The sequence below is a fragment of the Klebsiella sp. BIGb0407 genome (genome assembly GCF_024807845.1).
GTDB lineage: Bacteria > Pseudomonadota > Gammaproteobacteria > Enterobacterales > Enterobacteriaceae > JGM124.
Window position 1 is genome coordinate 46407 of the sequence record NZ_JANUEQ010000002.1, and the last position, 17863, is coordinate 64269.

The following is a 17863-nucleotide window of genomic DNA, read 5'->3' on the forward strand; positions in this document are numbered from 1 at the left end:
GTTACGCAGCCTTAAGGTAATCCGGTACAATCATGACTCAACTATATGTTCAGACCAAAAACTAACGGCTTCTTATTCAAAGGATAACTATGAGATCTCACCGCATATCGTTGCAGGATATCGCCACGCTGGCCGGTGTGACTAAAATGACCGTCAGCCGTTATCTGCGAACACCTGAGCGAGTCGCCCCGGAAACAGGGGAAAAAATCGCAAAAATCATCGAAGAAATTAATTACATTCCTAATCGCACTCCCGAAATGTTACTGAACGCCAAGAGTTATACTCTAGGTGTGTTAATCCCCTCATTTAAAAACCAAATTTTTGCTGACCTTTTAAGTGGCATTGAAGCCGCTACTAAAGTAGGTAATTATCAAATACTTACTGCTAATTTTAATTACGATAAATTGGTCGAAGAAGAGCAGATTATCAATCTACTTTCTTACAATATTGATGGCATTTTACTCACAGAAAAAAATCATACTCTGCGGGCTGAAAAATATTTGCGAGCCGCACGTATTCCTATTGTAGAAGTGATGGACTCGGAAGGCAGTTGCCTGGATATGCAAGTAGGGTTTAATAATAATAAAGCCGGGTACGATATGACCCGTACCCTATTTGATAAGGGGCGCACACGGATTGTCTATTTTGGTTCGCGGGATGACAAACGTGATGAAGCGCGTTATCAGGGGTATTGCCGTGCTATGGGTGAAAGAGGGGCTGAAGCGCGTCGTGTTAACCCGAAGGTCGTCTCTTCACAGAAACTAGGTGCGGAAATGATGGAGAATGCGTTAACGCTTTACCCCGATCTCGATGCCGTTTTTTGTACTAATGATGACTTAGCGCTTGGCGCGTTAGTCTGGTGTCTGCGTAAAAAAATCCCGGTGCCAGAACGCATTGCAGTAGCCGGGTTTCATGGGTTGGATATCAGTCGTGAAATGTATCCGTCAATGGCGAGTGTGATTACTCCTCGTTATGATATTGGTTACACTGCCGCGGAACTGCTGTTAAAAAAAATAGCCGCCCCCTACTTCTCAACAAAAACAGTCTCTCTCGATTATCAGATTTTTATGGGTGAAACTATTTAATATCCGAACGAGGCTCCGGCCGGGCAAAGCAGTCTGCAAGACTGAATGTCAGCAGACTGCCCGAACAGAGCAACACAAAAGACTTAATTCAGCTCACTTGAGATAAATTTTGCCAGCCGCTGCTCTAGTTGAATATTTTCACTACGTAAACAACGGTTGTTTTCAAGCAAAGTAAGCACTATTGCAATCCCTGACCAGTCCAGAGCCAGTTCGCGACGCAGGCAGGCTGCGCGATGTACAATGACAACATCATTTTCAGCAAAGATCCAATGCTCGGTTTGTGTAAGCTGAGGCTCAACAACGCCCAGCCCGACAATCTCCAACAGGTCCTCTTCCGACACTCCGGTGGAGAAACAAAATTCACTTACGGTGTGGGTCGTCACGGTCATCTCAGTCATTATGCTTTGCCCCATTTTTCACGTGGATCATAGGATGAGTGCGCTTCAGCCAGTTTCTGCCAGTATTCTGCTGTCTTTTCGTCTGGCTTAGGCGGCATAACTATTTTAATCACAACATATAAATCGCCAGTCTTCTCCTTATTCACTAATCCCTTGCCCGGAATACGTAAACGCTGCCCGGCCTGGCTGCCAGCAGGTATCGTTAACCGAATACTGTCTTTCAGCGTTGGAATAGTGACCTTTGCCCCCAGAGCGGCTTCCCATGGAGCAAGCGGCAGAACAATTTCCAGGTCATGACCGAGAATATTGAACAGTGGATGCGGAGCGACACGGATTATCATCCATAAATCGCCGTTAGGTCCTCCATTCGTCCCCGCAGTGCCCTGGCCTTTAAGACGAATTCGTTGTCCGTCAACGACACCGGCCGGGATCGTAACATTGAGGGTTTTTGGCGTTTCCTGAACCACACGCCCAAACATATCATGAACAGGTAATTTAAAGCTGACAGGACGCTTATGGGCTTCAAGTGTATCTTCAAGGAAAACAGCAACTTCGATTTCAAAATCATGCCCGCGGGTACGTTGCTGCTGCTGTGCTCCTCTGCGGCCAAACATAGAGGAAAAAATATCTCCGAAATCATCCTGGCTATGGTAGCCCTGGCTTTGGTGACGCTGCTGGCCAAAACGCGGATCGTTACGATGTTTCCATTGCTCATCATATTCGGCACGACGCTGTTCATCACTGAGCACTTCCCAGGCTTCAGCAACTTCTTTGAAACGATCTTCTGCGTCCCCTTCTTTACTGACATCAGGGTGATATTTGCGTGCCAGACGGCGGTAGGCAGTCTTGATTGTCTTCAGACTATCCGTCCGTTCCACACCCATGATGGCGTAATAATCCTTTAATTCCATAATGTTATCTCGCATACCTCGGATTGACAGAACAAGTTATCAGTATCGAATTCATCCTTTAGTATAGGACAAATGAGACTATGTAATGAGAATAATACCCATTGAAGTATTGTTGCCAGCCAGAACAGACAGCTGAATTCAGCAAAATATATCCGATAATGAAGCCTCGTTGAGTGAAAAAATAATTGCATCACATCAATAAGTTAGCTCCATGATGTATCAGATATCGAGCCGATCAAATAGCTATTCGGGCTAACATGCTATTCTCTTAACGGTCAGGTGTTAAATACCAACACTCGACGACTCCTCCATTAACCTTCTCTTATCAGTTAGTTATCGACAGGAAAAGGCTAGTGATTTTAAGATGAATTTTTATCTCCACTGTTACAGTGACAGTCATATTTGCGTAAGGCTTCTGCTATGAGTGAGAAAAGTACAGTACAACATGCTCCCTTCGGTACATTGTTAGGTTATGCTCCAGGCGGTGTAGCCATTTACTCTTCTGATTATGACTCTCTGGAAAATGCAGACCGGCTGGATGACTCTTCATTCCGCCACTATCTGGACAAAGAATATATGGGTTACAAGTGGCAGTGCGTTGAATTCGCACGCCGCTTTCTCTATCTCAATTACGGTACGATTCTGACGGATGTCAGAATGGCCTATGAAATTTTTTCCCTGCGGTATTTGCGACAGGTTGTGAACGATAATCTGTTACCTCTCCAGGCATTTGCGAATGGCAGTGAACGTCCCCCTCAAAAGGGAGCTCTGCTTATCTGGCAGGAGGGCGGTGAATTTATTGAAACCGGACACGTCGCCATTATCACCCAAGTCCTTGATGATAGAGTGCGTATTGCTGAACAAAATGTCATTCATCATCCGCTCCCGAAAGGGCAACAGTGGACCAGAGAACTGCCATTACAACAGTTAGATGGCAAATACTTTATTCAGGATACCTTTCAGGATACCGAACTGCTGGGCTGGATGATTCAGACTGCCGATACTCGCTATAGCTTACCTCAACCAGAAGTACCTGCGCACTATCTCGCCATCCATGAAATACAGATCCCCCGTCAGGGCCAGTTTGACGGTACCTGGCTCAATACTCAGGATACTCTGGAACAAACATATATAACAGCGAATGGGGGCTGCACATTTAATGAAGATCCTTACCGTTATCTGACTATTTCGCGCAGTGCTGAGCAAGAACTTATCCACGCAACCAATGAAATGCATCTGATGTACTTACACGCCACAGATAAAGTGATGAAAGATGATAGCTTACTGGCGTTGTTTGATATTCCTGAGGCACTGTGGCCTCGACTACGCCTGTCATGGCAGCGTCGTCGCCATCACATGATTACCGGCCGTATTGATTTCTGCATGGATGAGCGCGGCTTAAAAGTTTATGAATACAATGCAGATTCTGCTTCATGCCATACCGAAACAGGGCTGATATTAGGTGAATGGGCAAAACAGGCGGGTCATATTCCCGGTAAAGATCCAGGTAAGTATTTATTAGATTTACTGGCAAGTACCTGGAAACACAGTGATGCTCGTTCCTTTGTACATATACTCCAGGATAATGATGCAGAGGAGAGTTATCACGCCCAATTTATGCAGCGGGCACTGACCCAAGCAGGCTTTGAAAGCAAAATTATTCATGGACTGGAAGAACTGCGCTGGGATACAACCGGACAATTAGTCGATGGCGATAAGCGTCCTGTCGATTGCGTCTGGAAAACCTGGGCATGGGAAACTGCTTTTGATCAGCTTCGGGAAGAAAGTGAAGCAGAATATGCTGGTGTGCCTATCCGTACCGGGCATCCTGAAGATAGCGTACGACTGATAGATGTTCTGCTTCGTCCGGAAGTCATGGTTTTCGAACCTCTGTGGACAGTGATCCCAAGTAATAAAGCCATTTTACCCGTACTATGGTCTTTGTTCCCACACCATCGCTATTTGCTGGATGCTGATTTTGCTCTGAATGAAGAACTGGAGCAGACAGGCTATGCTGTTAAGCCAATTGCCGGGCGCTGTGGCAGCAATATCGGCCTGATTAATCATGATGACCAGGTGCTGGATGAAACTTCAGGTAAATTTGATACACAGAAAAATATTTACCAGCAGCTATGGTGCCTGCCTGAAGTAGGAGAGCGCTATATTCAGCTGTGTGCCTTTACCGTTGGAGGACATTATGGAGGCGTCTGTGTGCGTTCAGAAAAAGGCTTAGTGATCAAAAAAGAAAGTGATATTGATCCACTGCGTATTATTGATGATGAAGACTACAGATTTCCGCAATAACTCGAGCCGCCAATAGCCATAAAAGCCAGACAATCAATGAGCTGAGATACACTCTATGATTGTCTGACATCAATAACGTGGAACCTTTCATCGTTTTTAAGACGCTATTTTATCCATAGTCGTCCACTTATGAAAAATGGCATCCAGGGAATTAGAAAGATCTTGCAGGCTATGAGTAGACTGAAATAAATACTCTCTTTCAGTATGGGGAGAAATCACCATACGATTATCACTACGCCCATAAAAAGAAATATTCAGTGTTCCACCATGGGCTTCATAAATTTTATTTAACACCTGGTCTGTTTCATTTTTATTAAAGCAGTACCGCTGATAAGTATCATTTAAATCATTTAGTTGCGTGGAATTTGATTCCGTACTTGGCTCTCCATTACTATGGGATTTTGAATATACCTCTAACAAATAATTAATTGATGGATGAAGCATAGAGAACTCAACACCTGATGCCGTATTTTGATAACCCATAGTAGAAAATTGATTATGTAATCTTACTCCTCCCCTGCTATTTAAAAATCCGAGTGATTTCTGTTCTTCAGGGGTCAGAAAGCCTATATCCACTAACTCAATGCCAGGGAAATCAACTTCTTCTTGTGGACGATATAAATCTAACAGCTCATAGCAATGTTCATCAGACATTTTTAACCTGATAAAACCAGAGTAAGAGTCACTGTACTGTGATTCTTTTTCTTTCAAAGTATCAAGCATTTCCAGGAATAGCTTCTGCTCAGATTCCTGCATAGTATGTAACTGAGTCTGCTCAGAAATATTCATAAGACTCTGCAGACTGCTCTGACCTATCGTTTCATTCTTAATCAGAAACAATACATCATTACAATGAATTTCTTTCTTAAAAAAGTCTTGATATTCCGGGCTGGCAAAGCTTTTTAACTGATTAAATGCATTGAGCTTATCGCTACCCTCTGCACCGTGAATAAGGTTATATAGTGTCTGATGGGCATCCTTCTGTTTATCTGCCCTAAAATAGTCTTTAATCTTTTGCCAGACACTTATTTTCAAAGCGTTTTTTTCATCTCCGTTTACCATATGAGCAAGATGTGAGTCATCTAAATAAAAATCATTATAACGGTCAAAACTCAGTTTAATATCCATTCAGGCTTCCTTACCATTTTTGTTTTTTATAACATGCATCACAATTAATATATTACATACAAAAAAACATGTCTTTTAATTAAAAAAGATGAAATATGGTATTTTAATCAGTAGTCAGTAGTCAGTAGTCAGTAGTCAGTAGTCAGTAGAATTATTAGAAAACAGTATCATTTATTGCATGCCATAGTCCTTCAGACAAATGAAGGTTAGGATCGGTCCATTTATTAAAAATGCCATCAAATGATTTATTTAATCCATCAGAAAAACCATCATCTTGCATTACATACTGGTATTCAATGTCAACAGGGGAGACCAGCCTGTTTCTATTTTGACCAAGATATGAAATATTCAACTTTCCATCATGCTGGTCATATATTTTCTGCAGAATGGTATCAATTTTATCTTTGTTATTATAATAGTCATCATAACCTTCTCTTAAGACGTTTAAAAAATCAGAGTTCATTTCTGTAAATGAAAAACCATCACTGATATTTCTTATATATGTCCCGCTTAAAAAACTAATTAATGGATTCACCATTGAAAATTCAACACCTGTCGCTGTTTTTTGATAACCCATAAAGGAAAACTGGCTATATGATACCATGCTTCCTGCATTCAAACATTTGAGTAAATTCTCTTCATCCGTTGTTAATGAGCCGGCCATTCGCCACTCGGTACCAGCATCATCAATCGCCTCTTGCGGGCGATATAAATTTAATAGATCGTAGCAATGCTCATAGGAAGTACTATTTCTTATACCGCTTGGCCTGCCACCTAAATTCTGTGACTCTTTTTCTCTTAAGGTTTCCAGCATATCCAAAAACAAACGCTGCTCAGACATAGACATAGCTGGCAGAGGCGTTTGCTCAGAAACGTTAATCAGTTTTTGAATGCTCGTCTGACCAATACGCTCGTTACCAATACAAAACACCATATCGTTGCAAAAAAGTTCTTTTTTGAAGAGGTCCTGACATTCGGGTTTAGCACATTTTTTTAGTTTGTTAAAGGTATCTAACTTATCATATCCTTCACCATCATGAGTCATATTGAATAGCTCGTTATAGGCATTACATTTTTTGTCTGCTCTGAATAAATCCTTAAACCGCTCCCACAAACTCATTTGCGTGGCGCTTTTCCGGTCCCCTTCCATTATCTTAGAAATACGTGAATCACTTACGCTATAGTTATTATAACTGCCAAAATCAAGACGAATAGTCATAGAGATATCCTTGTCATTTATCTATACATCACAGGAAGGATATATTAACTCTATATACCTTCCAGCATTTAAGACCACCTATTTATATATATATAAACAGACAAAAGACTTCTACCAAAAAAAGTTTTAAACAGAAATAAAAAATCAATCCACTACGAATATATAGAGCATTAAATAAAGTATTTCAATTGTTCTCTCAGGTTAAATTATTTACATCCCTTGAACACATTGACCTCAGAGAATAAAGGCATAGCAGGCGGAAGCTATATCCGTTATTAATTATGCCAGTATCCCCTAACTACTAATTTTAGGATGCGGAAGTAAACATACGAGCACACAAAAAATCAACCAGTACCCGGACCTTTGGCGAAGGATGCTTACTGGCTGGCCATAATATATAAAAGGTTCCCTCACGAGTCACATAGTCGTCCAGCACTGACTGTAACTCGCCCGTCGCCAGCAATTCACGAATAGAAAAATCTGGTAGGTTAGCCACCCCAAGACCTTGTAATGAAAAGCAAACCCGCGTTTCTATATTATTGCAGACCATCGATACAGGTAACTGAAGTTCAGTTTCATCTGAGGGAAGATTTAAACACCAAGGCTCAAGCTTTCCACTATGAGCAAAGCGATAATGGAGGCAACGGTGTTGTAATAAATCATGTGGTACTGTGGGTCGCCCATACTGACTCAGGTAGGCAGGCGAAGCGACTAACAGCGAACGATATGTGCCCAGTTTACGGGCCGTCAGACGAGAGTCATTAAGCTCACCCGTCCTCACCACTGCATCAAAGCCTTCTTCAATAACATCGACCATTCGGTCGGTAAAATCGAGATCCAGCTCTATCTCAGGGTAGGTTTTCATAAACTCACCTAATATCCGTAGAACCAGGGAACTGACGAGTGGCAGACTGATTCGCAGGCGTCCGCGTGGAGCCTCACTCGCCTGAGATAACTCCTGCTCAGCCGCTTCAATTTCCGCTAAAATACGTCGACTACGCGCAAGAAATAACCCCCCTTCTGCGGTTAACGTAATACTGCGGGTACTACGATGAAACAGTCTGACACCCAATTTTTCTTCGAGCCTGGCAATGCTTTTGCCCACAGCTGAAGCGGATATTCCCAGAGTACGGCCAGCAGCAACAAAACTACGCAACTCTGCAACCTGCACAAAGACCATAAAACTGTTCAAACTTTCCATTATGCCTCGCAATTACGGACATATATATCCGCTATGACAGGAACTATAGCTCACTTTTTCTCTGAATCATCTCTTTCTATCATAGCCTCATGATTGATTACTACTGAGTCACACTATGATACCTTCAGCCTCACCGCCTATGCCCGTATTATCTCTGCTAGCCCTCGCTCTGACGGGCTTTATTACCATTCTGACCGAAGCTTTACCTGCAGGACTATTGGCACAAATGTCGCAAAGCCTCAAAGTTTCAGAGGCCTGGATAGGCCAGACCATAACCATCTATGCGATTGGCTCTCTGGTAGCCGCGATTCCCTTAACGGCCACCACCCAGAATCTGCGTCGCCGTCCCCTACTGCTGACAGCTCTGGCTGGCTTTGTTATTGCCAATAGCGTCACCACCGTATCAACAAGTTATTCCCTGACAATGGTGGCCCGTTTTCTGGCGGGAATTTCTGCTGGATTATTGTGGGCACTGGTTGCCGGTTATGCAGCCCGTATGGTTCCCGAACAGCAAAAAGGCCGGGCGATTGCTATAGCGATGATAGGCGCGCCGCTGGCATTATCACTCGGTGTTCCGGCAGGGACTTTTCTGAGTCAGTATCTGGACTGGCGTTATTGCTTTGCCATTATGAGCGCGCTGGCAATACTGCTTATGTTCTGGGTTCACTATAGACTGCCTGACTTTTCCGGGGTCAGTACCCACAAAACTTACTCTATTGCTCAAGTATTCACCCTGGCAGGAATACGCCCGGTTCTGCTGGTGGTACTGACGTTTGTGCTGGCACACAATATTCTCTATACCTATATCGTTCCCTTCCTCGCCAGCGTGAATATGGCTGAAAGAACAGATCTGATACTACTCCTGTTTGGACTGTCCTCGTTTCCCAGTATCTGGCTGGTCGGATTACTAATAGACCGCCATCTGCGAAAACTGACACTGGTCTGTACCCTGCTGTTCGCTCTGGCGGCACTTTTGTTACCGTTCGCAAACCAGCTACCCGTCGTTATTTATATCGCTTCCGTCATCTGGGGACTGGCTTTTGGTGGTGCCGCCACCTTATTCCAGACGGCTCTCGCCAGAGCTGCGGGGGATAGTGCCGATATTGCTCAGTCAATGTTAGTTACCGTCTGGAATATTGCGATTGCTGGCGGTGGTGTTGTTGGCGCTCTGGTCATGAATAACCTCGGCGTTGGCGGCTTTTCACCCGCCCTGCTCGCGCTGCTGGTGATAAGCCTGGTCGTCGTGCTGATGGCAAAACGCCATGGTTTTCCTGCTATTAACACATAAGCACCATTAAAAAACGGTCTGGATTATTCCCCCAGACCGTTAAATAGCATGTCAGTGTAAACAACGAATGTTTAATTCAGTGGCTTTGAACCATTCAGTTTAGCGCTCGCCATCCAGGCCATCGATCCCATCACCGCAATCGCAGTCAGCAGTAAATATTCCAGCGCTAAAGCATAGACGCCTGTAAGAGTAAAAAGTACGATACTGATAATATCGATAGCGACCCATAGCAGCCAGTTTTCTACATATTTCCGGGTCATCAGAACCATGGCGGCAATCGATAAGACTACCATTGTAGAGTCCCATAATGGGAAAGCATCGGGCTCCAGTTGCGGCATCTTCACCGCCATTCCCATTCCTTGCATAATATCGACCGCAATACGGGTTAGTCGGGCAAATACCGGATCAATAAACAGGGTCAGGAATGCAATAGCAAACATGCAGACTAATACCAGAGAGAGAGCTTTCCTACGTGGTAGCCAGCGAATTTTCAGAGCCATTTCATGGGATGCATTCTGGCGACTCCAGGCGTACCAGCCGTAGATATTTGCCGCGAAGAAGAAGATTTGTAATAGCAGACTGGCATAGAGCTGTATTTGGAAAAAGATAGCCGATGCCAGCGTGACGGTAATTAAGCCAAACAGATAATTAATGATTTTTTCTTTACTGGCAAACCAGATACATAATAGCCCGGTCAAGGTAACTACCGCTTCCAGCCAGGAAAGTGCATAGCCTCCCTCACCAATCGGAATCGTCACCATTATATTTTCAATACTAAAAAAACTCATCATGACCGGGTCTCCAGACTGTCCTGATATAACGCTTCGAGTGCCAGTAAGATTTCATCAGACTCACCTTGCAGGCTGGACTCTTCCTGCTGCTGATAATCATTGATGCCTTGTTCTAAATTCCCTTCATGCTCAACAACAACATTAAGTACTGATGCAACACGCATATTGCGTAGCGACCCGACAACCATCAGTGCGGCTGTTTCCATATCAGCCGCGAGAATGCCTTTTGCGGACCAGTACTGGTTGATTTCGTTTTCTTTATCAGTATAAAAACTGTCGTGACTTCTGATATAGCCGCAGTGACTGACGAACTCGAGTTGTCTGGCTTGCTTTGCCAGATGGTGCGTCAGTCCCATATCTGCGCAGGCTGGGTAGCTACTGGTAATATAAGCCTTAGTGGTTCCCTCATCACGAACGGCTGCAGTAACTATCACTAAATCCCCCAGGTGAATATGGCTTTGCATCGCTCCGCAACTGCCAATACGAATCAAATTAGTGACGCCAATTTGATTCAGCTCTTCAACCGCAATAGCTGTTGAAGGCCCGCCCATTCCCGTAGACAGAACTAATACTTCAATCCCTTTGAACCAACCGCGTAAGGCCCTATATTCACGATGCATACCAAAGTCTTCCACGCGCTCTAAGAATTGAGCAACGTGTTCAACACGCTTAGGATCCCCCGGTAATAAGGCATAACGGGCGTGCGTCATCTCCCGGCTGAGCCGGATATGAGGTTGCATAAGGTTCATAATATTTACCTGGATTAAAGTGGCCATTAAAAAGAAATAATGGCACTGAGTTTTTGACTAATTAGTGTTCTGCATACTGCTGTAAACGAGGTACATCAAGTATCTGAATTTGTTCACCATTAATAGTGATAACGTTGCTCTCACGTAGTTCGAATAATATTCGGTTAATACTTCTAGGAGCAACGGCAAATTGTTCACTTAACTGTTGTTTATTAATTATCAGCGCCGATTGTTTATTATCTTGCTGCTGATATTTTTGCCATAACACCAGACAAATTCGCTGATGCAAGGAATACAAAATATCTTCACCCGCTTTTTTGGACAGCTGGTAATACTGACGACTGACAGCCTGTAATATTTTTTGATTAAAATAGTTATCTAATTTCAGCCAGCGAAAGAAATCCTCTGCAGTTATCACCAGTAATGTGGCATCACTCACTGCTTCTACTGAACAAATATAGGGACGCTGTTCAAATATCTCTAACTCTCCCAGCATGTCACCTTTACGATAACGTGCCTGAGAATATTTACGCCCGTCTTCAGCTGCGATGAATACATCAAATTCACCTTTTACAATTAAGTAAAACTCCTCACAAGGTTCGCCCTGGTGAAAAACGGTTGTTCCTTGCGATAAATGTCTTAACTGCCAGTGACATAAGATATCAAGCGGACAATATTTAAGCACCGCGTAAAGCACAGGATCACAGGTTATCAGTTCAATAATGCTTAACCATTCACCGTGTTTTTTGTCATTTTTCATACTATCCAATATACTTTTTCTCCTTAAAAAAACACAGGACTCCCGTCCTGCAATCGCAAAAGTTTAACCTGAAAACTGCCAGCGGGATCTTAAATCAACATATTTAACAGGATCTGTGTCCTCACACTCACATTATGATCATAATTAATATAGTCTTAATTGCTGTATGAACCATCTTACTTGATGGTGTAAAAACTCGAATGAGTACCTCTTCGGATTCTGATGGTCAGAATAAGTTGTTAATAAACTCTTTAACCCTGGGGAATAATGATGGAGTTGTATCTGGATACCGCTAATGTGGCTGAAGTCGAACGCCTGGCAAGAATTTTTCCTCTCAGCGGCGTCACTACCAATCCGAGTATTATTGCTGCAGGCGGCCAGTCAATATGGGACGTATTGCCAAAACTCGCACAAGCTATCGGGCCACAGGGAAAACTGTTTGCTCAAGTAATGAAGCCAGATGCACAAGGCATGGTGGAAGAAGCCCAGCGTCTGGTCGCACATATACCGGGTATTGTGGTGAAAATCCCCGTTACCTTCGAAGGATTAGTTGCCATTAAACAACTAAAAAAAATGGGTATTCCCACTCTCGGTACCACGGTTTATAGCGCAGCACAGGGGCTATTAGCCGCAATGGCGGGTGCAGAATATATAGCGCCTTACGTTAACCGGGTTGATGCTCAAGGTGGCGACGCTATTCGGATGGTCGAAGAACTTCAAAGTCTACTCAAACAACATGTACCTGGCTGCAAGGTATTGGCGGCAAGTTTTAAAACACCGCGCCAGGCACTGGACTGTCTGCTAGCAGGTTGTGAAGCCATTACCCTGCCTTTAGATATAGCACAGCAATTTCTGGCAGCACCTGCCGTGAATGCCGCAATAGAAAAGTTTGAACAGGACTGGTACAGCACTTTCGGTCAGAACGCACTGTAGCGGCGAGCTAAATAACCTCATACAAAGCCAGCAATCACAGTTAAAACGCGTGCACTCGCTGCACGCTTCTGTTTATCTGACTTTGCTTACGCGTTCACAACGTTATTGTCATAGCGCACAATCATAAACCCTTCCTCAGGCTGTGGCTCGACAAAATAGGCAGTAATAAAATCAAATTGCGCATCCGTTGCAGCAAAATCATGCTCACCCGCCGCATTACGCTGATGCAGTCGTGCTTTGCACACTTCATCGCTCACCGCCAGGTAGTGCAGCTGATGATGAGCGCCTGACTCTTCAATTATCGACATTATCCATTGCCGACTGGCCAGCGTGTTCGCAGGAAAATCCAGCACGACATTAACTCCTGCATGTAGCAAAGCAATAACATGCGGCTTGATGGCTGATTTGAGTCGTGCGGAATAGTGAATATAGTCCTCAACGCTGTTCATCGACTCTTTAAACAGCAGCGATAACCAACTGTCCTCGCTTAAGATAATACCCCCTGGCTGACTACCCAGTTTCGCGGCAAGCGTGGATTTACCTGAGGCAATTTTTCCACACAGGATATGCAAGGTTCCGGGGGGAGTCTGAGAAGGACTACCGGAGTATTCAGCCATCATTTTTCTCCTGATTTTTGTTGCTCGCTATTAAAGAAAGGTAATAAAAAATGTTCCACTAAAAGCAGGGACTTTTCATTATGCCTTTATTTTTTTCATCATCGGGTAATGAACAATCCACATCTAATATTAGAACCCGGATTAATGTGAAATCAATCACAAAATAACGAATCGTTTATTTAACGGCTAAAAGATAAAAACACAGCTCAGATCACATAATATTTTTACAATAATAACAATGAGTTATGACTTTACTGGATAAAAACGGATTAAAAATAGTGATATCAATCACAAATTAAGTCTAATTTTTAGGGTGTCAATAGTTATGAATTCTAAAAATCACTTCAAAAACGTGACTTGGTTCAAAAAATTAAATTCACGCTTCTCTAACATTCATTTCACGTTATCCAGTCGATATATCCCTGAGGTCAACCATGAAAATAGGATTAGTATTAAGTGGAGGTGATGTCAGCGGGATGAATAATTTTTTATTCCAGATTGATCGAATGACGGAAGCAGAAATAGTTGTTTTCGATGGCGGTATTAATGGCCTGATTGAAAATCGTTACAAAAATATATTACATCGTGACTTGGTTGATTTATCTATCTCCTCAGTACCCATTGTAGCCTCAGGACGAAAAGAGGATAAATGTAAAAAATCTGACTTTGAACGTATTGCTAAAAATATTCGTCAGAAAAAAATAGATTGTTTAATTATGGCGGGTGGTGATGGTTCTTTTCAGTTTTTAAAGATCCTCAGCAGTTACGGTGTGAATTGTTATGGCGTAGGAATGACTATCGATAATGATATTACCGGAAATAGTTATACCATCGGCTTTTCTACCGCCTGTGAGCAAGTTATCAGTGAAGTAGAAAAGTTACGCAATACCGGTCGTGGTTTACCTGGCCGCATTTTTATGATTGAACTGCTGGGCGGGTACTGTGGCGAACTCACCTTACAAGCAGCACTAAAAAGTAATGCTGATATTGCTCTGATCCCTGAAGCTCCATGGGATATAGATGTTCTGGCCAGCACTATTAAACAAAAAATCGATAACCAGAATAGCGTCATCATTCTCTGTTCTGAAGGTTATACCAAAGAATACACCCCCGGGTTCCAGGGGGCTATCGATACCATGATTGGCAAGCTTGAACACAAAGTTGGTATCAGGATAAGAAAAACGATTCTTGGCTACGGTTTACGTAATGGGAAACCCACTGGTGAAGAAATTATTCAAGGAGCTATTCTCGCCCAGGAAATGGTGAGATGTATTAAGAGTGGTCTGACTAATAAAATCATTGTTATTAATAACAATAATAAAGCAATACCTATTGATCTTGAAGATTCCGATAAACGTTTAGTGGATGAAGATAGTAACCTCTACAAACTGGCTAAAATAAATAACCTTATCTGAGGTGTTAATATGCTTAAAGTACTCTGCGTATGTGGCTGTGGTTTGGGTTCAAGTTTTGCAATTGAAATGAGTGCAAAATCTGTTTTACAAAAACTCGGTATTGAAGCTGATATTGATCACACGACAGTATCTGAAGCCTCTTCATTTAGATATGACTTTATTCTTACTCAAAAGATGTTTGCCGATGTATTAACAGCTGATGCTGACGATGAGCAAAAGAAAAAAGTTATTATATTAAATAAGCTTACCGATAAAAAAGAAATAGAAGAAAAAATCCTCGCATATATAAACTCGAACTGAAAGATGAGGTGGTAAATGGACGCTATTATTCATTTTATTGTAAAAGATTTTCTCGGCCAGGCTTCAATACTGATTGCCTTAATAGCCATGCTGGGACTGATCTTACAAAAAAAATCTGTGGGTAAAATAGTTGAGGGAACCTTTAAAACCCTGATGGGTTTTTTAATCATGATGGCAGGCATCAATATCATTGTTGCCGCCCTGACCTTCCTCAATGATATTTTTACCAGCGGCTTCGGCATGCAGGGCTACATTACAGATGTTGCGGCAATCGCCGGTGTCGCTAACCGCGAACTTGGCTCAGAAGTGGCTCTGACGCTATTAGTTATCTTTGCCGTTAACATCATTATTGCTCGTATCACACCGTACAAATACATCTTCCTCACCGGGCAGGCGTTACTGTGGATGGCGACTATCGGTACCGTGATTGGGTATAAATCCGGGCTGACAGGGGCAACCTTGATTCTGACCGGCGGTATTTTCGGTGGCATCATGGCCGTGCTAATGCCAGCTATCGCCCAGCCTATTGTACGTAAAATTACTGACTCTGATGATGTCGCTCTGGGACACTTCTGTACTATCGGCTATCTGGTACAGGCAGCCGTTGCCAGAGCCATTGGTAAAAACTCACGCTCCACCGAAGATTTAGTCCTGCCGGATAATTTCAAATTCCTGCAAGATACTTACCTGTCGATGGCTGTGATTATGGTGCCGATGTATATCATTCCCGCAATTTTTGCCGGTCCTGAATATATCGCCCAGTTCTCTAATGGCACCAACTACATCATGTTTGCCTTTATGCAATCGATGCAGTTTGTCGCCGGGGTATTTGTCTTATACAGCGGCGTACGTTTACTGCTTAACGAACTGGTACCGGCTTTCCGCGGTATTGCAATGCGCCTGGTGCCGAATGCTAAACCCGCTCTTGATTGCCCGGTTCTGTTCCCTTATGCCCCTAATGCGGTGATTGTTGGCTTCCTTGCAACGACTGTCGGTTCCATTATCGGCATGATTGTTTTCCCTCTGTTCGGTCTGGCGATGATACTCCCGGGTCTGCTTACCAACTTCTTCGCAGGTGGTGCAGCTGGCGTCTTTGGTAACGCCATGGGAGGGCGTAAAGGGGCAATTATTGGCGGCGTGGTACATGGTCTGTTCATTACCCTGTTACCGGCAATGTTAATACCCTTACTTGAAACCTTCGGCTTTAAAGGCGTCACCTTCAGTGATTCAGATGTCATAGGTACCGGCTTAGTACTGGGTCATGCCTTCCAGAATGACTGGCCATTTGTTATCGGTTTTATTGCCTTCGTTGTCTTTATTGTCTGGTTTGCTAACAGAAAACTGGGTAAGTAGGAGGAAATATATGTTTGCAAAATTAAAGCACATTTTTAACTCAGAACAACCTATGACAGATAGCGATAATAATGCACAAGCAGAGATTATCACCGAAGAATTAACTCAGCTTGAAGCGAATCTTGCGGATAACCCGGCTGATAATGATACTCAAAAAAATCTGATGGTTAAATATAATCAGGCCATAAAGATTTATTCATCTAATAAAATGTATCGCGATCGGGTAGACGATATATTTCTTAAAATAGATGAACTAAGGAATACTATCCGAAAAAATATATGAGGTAATATGAGCATAAAAGCATTTCTTGCACAGAACCAATATATTCAGGTCCAGATGGAAGTTGATTCCTGGAATGAGATTATTCACCAGGCAGCAAAACCCCTTATTGAAGGCGGTTTTGTTACTGAAAAATATCCGCAGGCCGTTATTGATAACACTCTGGAATATGGCGCTTATTATGTTTTTGATGAAGGTATCGCTATTCCACATGCCAGACCAGAATGTGGCGTCATTAAAGACTGTTTCAGCATGGTGACATTGAGTAAGCCGACATCAATAAATGGCAGTCCACCGGTTGATATTGTAGTGATGTTCGGTGGTGTCAACGGCGACTCTCATATTACAGAAGGCATTGCATCAATAGTGGGATTGCTGGAGCAAGAGGAGACTTTATTACATATCAGGCGAGCGACAACCATTGATGAAATTATCGGACTATTATGAAAACACTCATTCTCGTCAACGGTATTCCGGCATCAGGTAAAAGTTCAGTCACGAAAATAATTGCTAATTATTTTTCATTTCCTGTGCTGAGTATCGATGAAATTAAAGAACCTTTTATGGTTCAGTTCGCGGATGTTATTGACAGACCATTAAATAGAAAACTGGGTTATGCAGCCTATGAGGCGATGTTTAATATCGTTAAGTCCTCACCTCCAGAAGTGATATTTATTATGGATGCCTGGTTTGGTTTTCGTGATAAATCGGTCCTTAAAGACTATCTGGAAAAAATAGGTGATGTACAGATTCTCGAAATATGGGTTAAAGCTTCCGGCGAATTAGTTGCAGAGCGTTATAAAAACCGTTGTGGTTGTCGGATTAAAGGTCACCCGGGGGAAGAATATATCCCAGAGTTGACTTTACTGGCGGAACGCGCTGAACCCATGAATTTAGGAAAAGTTTACACCTTTGATCAGAATAGTGATGTCAGCCATGACGAACTTATTAACTGGGTCAAAGAAAATATTAATCACAATTAATCTCTATACCCTAAATAATTCGAGTTGCTTGTAGGCGCCGAGTTCATGCCATCGATGAGCATAGATAAACTATGTGATTCGACGGTATGAACGCTGGCAACACCCAAGCAACTTGAAGTATGACGGATATATCAACTCTCCCGTGATG

The 17863-nt window shown here is 42.9% G+C and carries 19 protein-coding genes; 10 read left to right on the forward strand and 9 right to left on the reverse strand.

The features are described from left to right. Positions 1 to 89: 89 nt before the first annotated feature. Positions 90 to 1085 carry a DNA-binding transcriptional regulator IdnR gene (gene idnR, locus M2387_RS07455; protein ID WP_259048433.1) on the forward strand — a complete coding sequence of 332 codons (996 nt, stop codon included), beginning with the start codon at positions 90 to 92 and terminating at the stop codon, positions 1083 to 1085. 83 nt (positions 1086 to 1168) lie between these two features. Here idnR and M2387_RS07460 read toward each other — a convergent pair whose 3' ends face one another. Both M2387_RS07460 and cbpA read right to left on the reverse strand, forming a co-directional pair. Then, entirely contained in the window at positions 1169 to 1483 is a 315-nt protein-coding gene (locus tag M2387_RS07460; RefSeq protein WP_259048435.1) for a chaperone modulator CbpM, read from the reverse strand. Beyond that, entirely contained in the window at positions 1483 to 2394 is a 912-nt protein-coding gene (gene cbpA, locus M2387_RS07465) for a curved DNA-binding protein (RefSeq protein WP_259048437.1), read from the reverse strand. Before cbpA ends, M2387_RS07460 begins: the two co-directional genes overlap by 1 nt. Positions 2395 to 2814: 420 nt before the next feature. On the opposite strand from cbpA, the gene gss reads away from it, so the two are divergent. Further along, positions 2815 to 4698 carry a bifunctional glutathionylspermidine amidase/synthase gene (gss, locus tag M2387_RS07470; protein WP_259048439.1) on the forward strand — a complete coding sequence of 628 codons (1884 nt, stop codon included), beginning with the start codon at positions 2815 to 2817 and terminating at the stop codon, positions 4696 to 4698. Positions 4699 to 4794: 96 nt separating this feature from the next. Here the strand turns inward: gss and M2387_RS07475 are convergent, their stop codons facing one another. The 3 genes from M2387_RS07475 to M2387_RS07485 form a co-directional block, all read right to left on the reverse strand. Next, the gene (locus M2387_RS07475) at positions 4795 to 5826 is read right to left on the reverse strand and encodes a hypothetical protein (protein ID WP_259048441.1); all 1032 of its coding nucleotides are present in this window, start codon (positions 5824 to 5826) and stop codon (positions 4795 to 4797) included. A gap of 154 nt (positions 5827 to 5980) precedes the next feature. Then, a complete protein-coding gene (locus tag M2387_RS07480) occupies positions 5981 to 7045 on the reverse strand; it encodes a hypothetical protein (protein ID WP_259048443.1) in 1065 nt (354 codons plus the stop codon). A gap of 307 nt (positions 7046 to 7352) precedes the next feature. Next, a complete protein-coding gene (locus M2387_RS07485) occupies positions 7353 to 8246 on the reverse strand; it encodes a LysR family transcriptional regulator (RefSeq protein WP_259048444.1) in 894 nt (297 codons plus the stop codon). A 115-nt stretch (positions 8247 to 8361) separates the two neighbouring features. On the opposite strand from M2387_RS07485, the gene M2387_RS07490 reads away from it, so the two are divergent. Next, positions 8362 to 9534 (forward strand): MFS transporter, encoded by a 1173-nt coding sequence (locus M2387_RS07490; RefSeq protein ID WP_259048446.1) that lies wholly within the window; start codon positions 8362 to 8364, stop codon positions 9532 to 9534. A 71-nt stretch (positions 9535 to 9605) separates the two neighbouring features. Here the strand turns inward: M2387_RS07490 and pnuC are convergent, their stop codons facing one another. The 3 genes from pnuC to M2387_RS07505 all read right to left on the reverse strand — a co-directional run bounded on the left by pnuC (position 9606) and on the right by M2387_RS07505 (position 11843). Next, positions 9606 to 10322 (reverse strand): nicotinamide riboside transporter PnuC, encoded by a 717-nt coding sequence (gene pnuC, locus M2387_RS07495; RefSeq protein WP_259049014.1) that lies wholly within the window; start codon positions 10320 to 10322, stop codon positions 9606 to 9608. After that, entirely contained in the window at positions 10322 to 11074 is a 753-nt protein-coding gene (locus M2387_RS07500; protein ID WP_259048448.1) for a nucleoside phosphorylase, read from the reverse strand. The genes pnuC and M2387_RS07500 overlap by 1 nt, the downstream gene beginning before the upstream one ends. Positions 11075 to 11135: 61 nt before the next feature. Beyond that, positions 11136 to 11843: a Crp/Fnr family transcriptional regulator gene (locus tag M2387_RS07505; protein WP_259048450.1), complete on the reverse strand. Its 708-nt coding sequence runs from the start codon at positions 11841 to 11843 to the stop codon at positions 11136 to 11138. Positions 11844 to 12104: 261 nt separating this feature from the next. On the opposite strand from M2387_RS07505, the gene fsa reads away from it, so the two are divergent. Beyond that, positions 12105 to 12767 (forward strand): fructose-6-phosphate aldolase, encoded by a 663-nt coding sequence (gene fsa, locus M2387_RS07510; protein ID WP_259049015.1) that lies wholly within the window; start codon positions 12105 to 12107, stop codon positions 12765 to 12767. Between the two features lie 86 nt (positions 12768 to 12853). Here fsa and M2387_RS07515 read toward each other — a convergent pair whose 3' ends face one another. Beyond that, positions 12854 to 13387: a P-loop nucleotide/nucleoside kinase family protein gene (locus M2387_RS07515; RefSeq protein ID WP_409039567.1), complete on the reverse strand. Its 534-nt coding sequence runs from the start codon at positions 13385 to 13387 to the stop codon at positions 12854 to 12856. A 431-nt stretch (positions 13388 to 13818) separates the two neighbouring features. On the opposite strand from M2387_RS07515, the gene M2387_RS07520 reads away from it, so the two are divergent. Genes M2387_RS07520 through M2387_RS07545 form a run of 6 tightly spaced genes read left to right on the forward strand, consistent with a single transcriptional unit; the run spans position 13819 to position 17715 of the window. Then, positions 13819 to 14799: a 6-phosphofructokinase gene (locus M2387_RS07520; RefSeq protein WP_259048453.1), complete on the forward strand. Its 981-nt coding sequence runs from the start codon at positions 13819 to 13821 to the stop codon at positions 14797 to 14799. 9 nt (positions 14800 to 14808) lie between these two features. Then, positions 14809 to 15099, forward strand: a complete 291-nt coding sequence (locus M2387_RS07525) for a PTS sugar transporter subunit IIB (RefSeq protein ID WP_259048455.1) — start codon at positions 14809 to 14811, stop codon at positions 15097 to 15099. Between the two features lie 15 nt (positions 15100 to 15114). Then, complete coding sequence (locus M2387_RS07530) at positions 15115 to 16452, forward strand: PTS sugar transporter subunit IIC (RefSeq protein WP_259048457.1); 1338 nt, start codon at positions 15115 to 15117, stop codon at positions 16450 to 16452. Positions 16453 to 16462: 10 nt separating this feature from the next. After that, entirely contained in the window at positions 16463 to 16735 is a 273-nt protein-coding gene (locus tag M2387_RS07535) for a hypothetical protein (RefSeq protein ID WP_259048459.1), read from the forward strand. Positions 16736 to 16741: 6 nt separating this feature from the next. Continuing rightward, positions 16742 to 17179: a PTS sugar transporter subunit IIA gene (locus tag M2387_RS07540; RefSeq protein ID WP_259048461.1), complete on the forward strand. Its 438-nt coding sequence runs from the start codon at positions 16742 to 16744 to the stop codon at positions 17177 to 17179. Next, positions 17176 to 17715, forward strand: coding sequence for a P-loop nucleotide/nucleoside kinase family protein (locus tag M2387_RS07545; protein ID WP_259048462.1), 540 nt, complete (start codon positions 17176 to 17178; stop codon positions 17713 to 17715). The genes M2387_RS07540 and M2387_RS07545 overlap by 4 nt, the downstream gene beginning before the upstream one ends. The last annotated feature ends 148 nt before the right edge of the window (positions 17716 to 17863 follow it).

What these genes read in the sequence shown, in the direction of transcription:
- pnuC (WP_259049014.1), bottom strand. Translation starts at nt 10,322, where the DNA reads ATGAGTTTTTTTAGTATTGAAAATATAATGGTGACGATTCCGATTGGT.
- M2387_RS07520 (WP_259048453.1), top strand. Translation starts at nt 13,819, where the DNA reads ATGAAAATAGGATTAGTATTAAGTGGAGGTGATGTCAGCGGGATGAAT.
- M2387_RS07525 (WP_259048455.1), top strand. Translation starts at nt 14,809, where the DNA reads ATGCTTAAAGTACTCTGCGTATGTGGCTGTGGTTTGGGTTCAAGTTTT.
- M2387_RS07540 (WP_259048461.1), top strand. Translation starts at nt 16,742, where the DNA reads ATGAGCATAAAAGCATTTCTTGCACAGAACCAATATATTCAGGTCCAG.
- fsa (WP_259049015.1), top strand. Translation starts at nt 12,105, where the DNA reads ATGGAGTTGTATCTGGATACCGCTAATGTGGCTGAAGTCGAACGCCTG.
- M2387_RS07460 (WP_259048435.1), bottom strand. Translation starts at nt 1,483, where the DNA reads ATGACTGAGATGACCGTGACGACCCACACCGTAAGTGAATTTTGTTTC.
- M2387_RS07535 (WP_259048459.1), top strand. Translation starts at nt 16,463, where the DNA reads ATGTTTGCAAAATTAAAGCACATTTTTAACTCAGAACAACCTATGACA.
- gss (WP_259048439.1), top strand. Translation starts at nt 2,815, where the DNA reads ATGAGTGAGAAAAGTACAGTACAACATGCTCCCTTCGGTACATTGTTA.
- M2387_RS07545 (WP_259048462.1), top strand. Translation starts at nt 17,176, where the DNA reads ATGAAAACACTCATTCTCGTCAACGGTATTCCGGCATCAGGTAAAAGT.
- cbpA (WP_259048437.1), bottom strand. Translation starts at nt 2,394, where the DNA reads ATGGAATTAAAGGATTATTACGCCATCATGGGTGTGGAACGGACGGAT.
- M2387_RS07490 (WP_259048446.1), top strand. Translation starts at nt 8,362, where the DNA reads ATGATACCTTCAGCCTCACCGCCTATGCCCGTATTATCTCTGCTAGCC.
- M2387_RS07485 (WP_259048444.1), bottom strand. Translation starts at nt 8,246, where the DNA reads ATGGAAAGTTTGAACAGTTTTATGGTCTTTGTGCAGGTTGCAGAGTTG.
- M2387_RS07515 (WP_409039567.1), bottom strand. Translation starts at nt 13,387, where the DNA reads ATGATGGCTGAATACTCCGGTAGTCCTTCTCAGACTCCCCCCGGAACC.
- M2387_RS07480 (WP_259048443.1), bottom strand. Translation starts at nt 7,045, where the DNA reads ATGACTATTCGTCTTGATTTTGGCAGTTATAATAACTATAGCGTAAGT.
- M2387_RS07530 (WP_259048457.1), top strand. Translation starts at nt 15,115, where the DNA reads ATGGACGCTATTATTCATTTTATTGTAAAAGATTTTCTCGGCCAGGCT.
- M2387_RS07475 (WP_259048441.1), bottom strand. Translation starts at nt 5,826, where the DNA reads ATGGATATTAAACTGAGTTTTGACCGTTATAATGATTTTTATTTAGAT.
- M2387_RS07500 (WP_259048448.1), bottom strand. Translation starts at nt 11,074, where the DNA reads ATGAACCTTATGCAACCTCATATCCGGCTCAGCCGGGAGATGACGCAC.
- idnR (WP_259048433.1), top strand. Translation starts at nt 90, where the DNA reads ATGAGATCTCACCGCATATCGTTGCAGGATATCGCCACGCTGGCCGGT.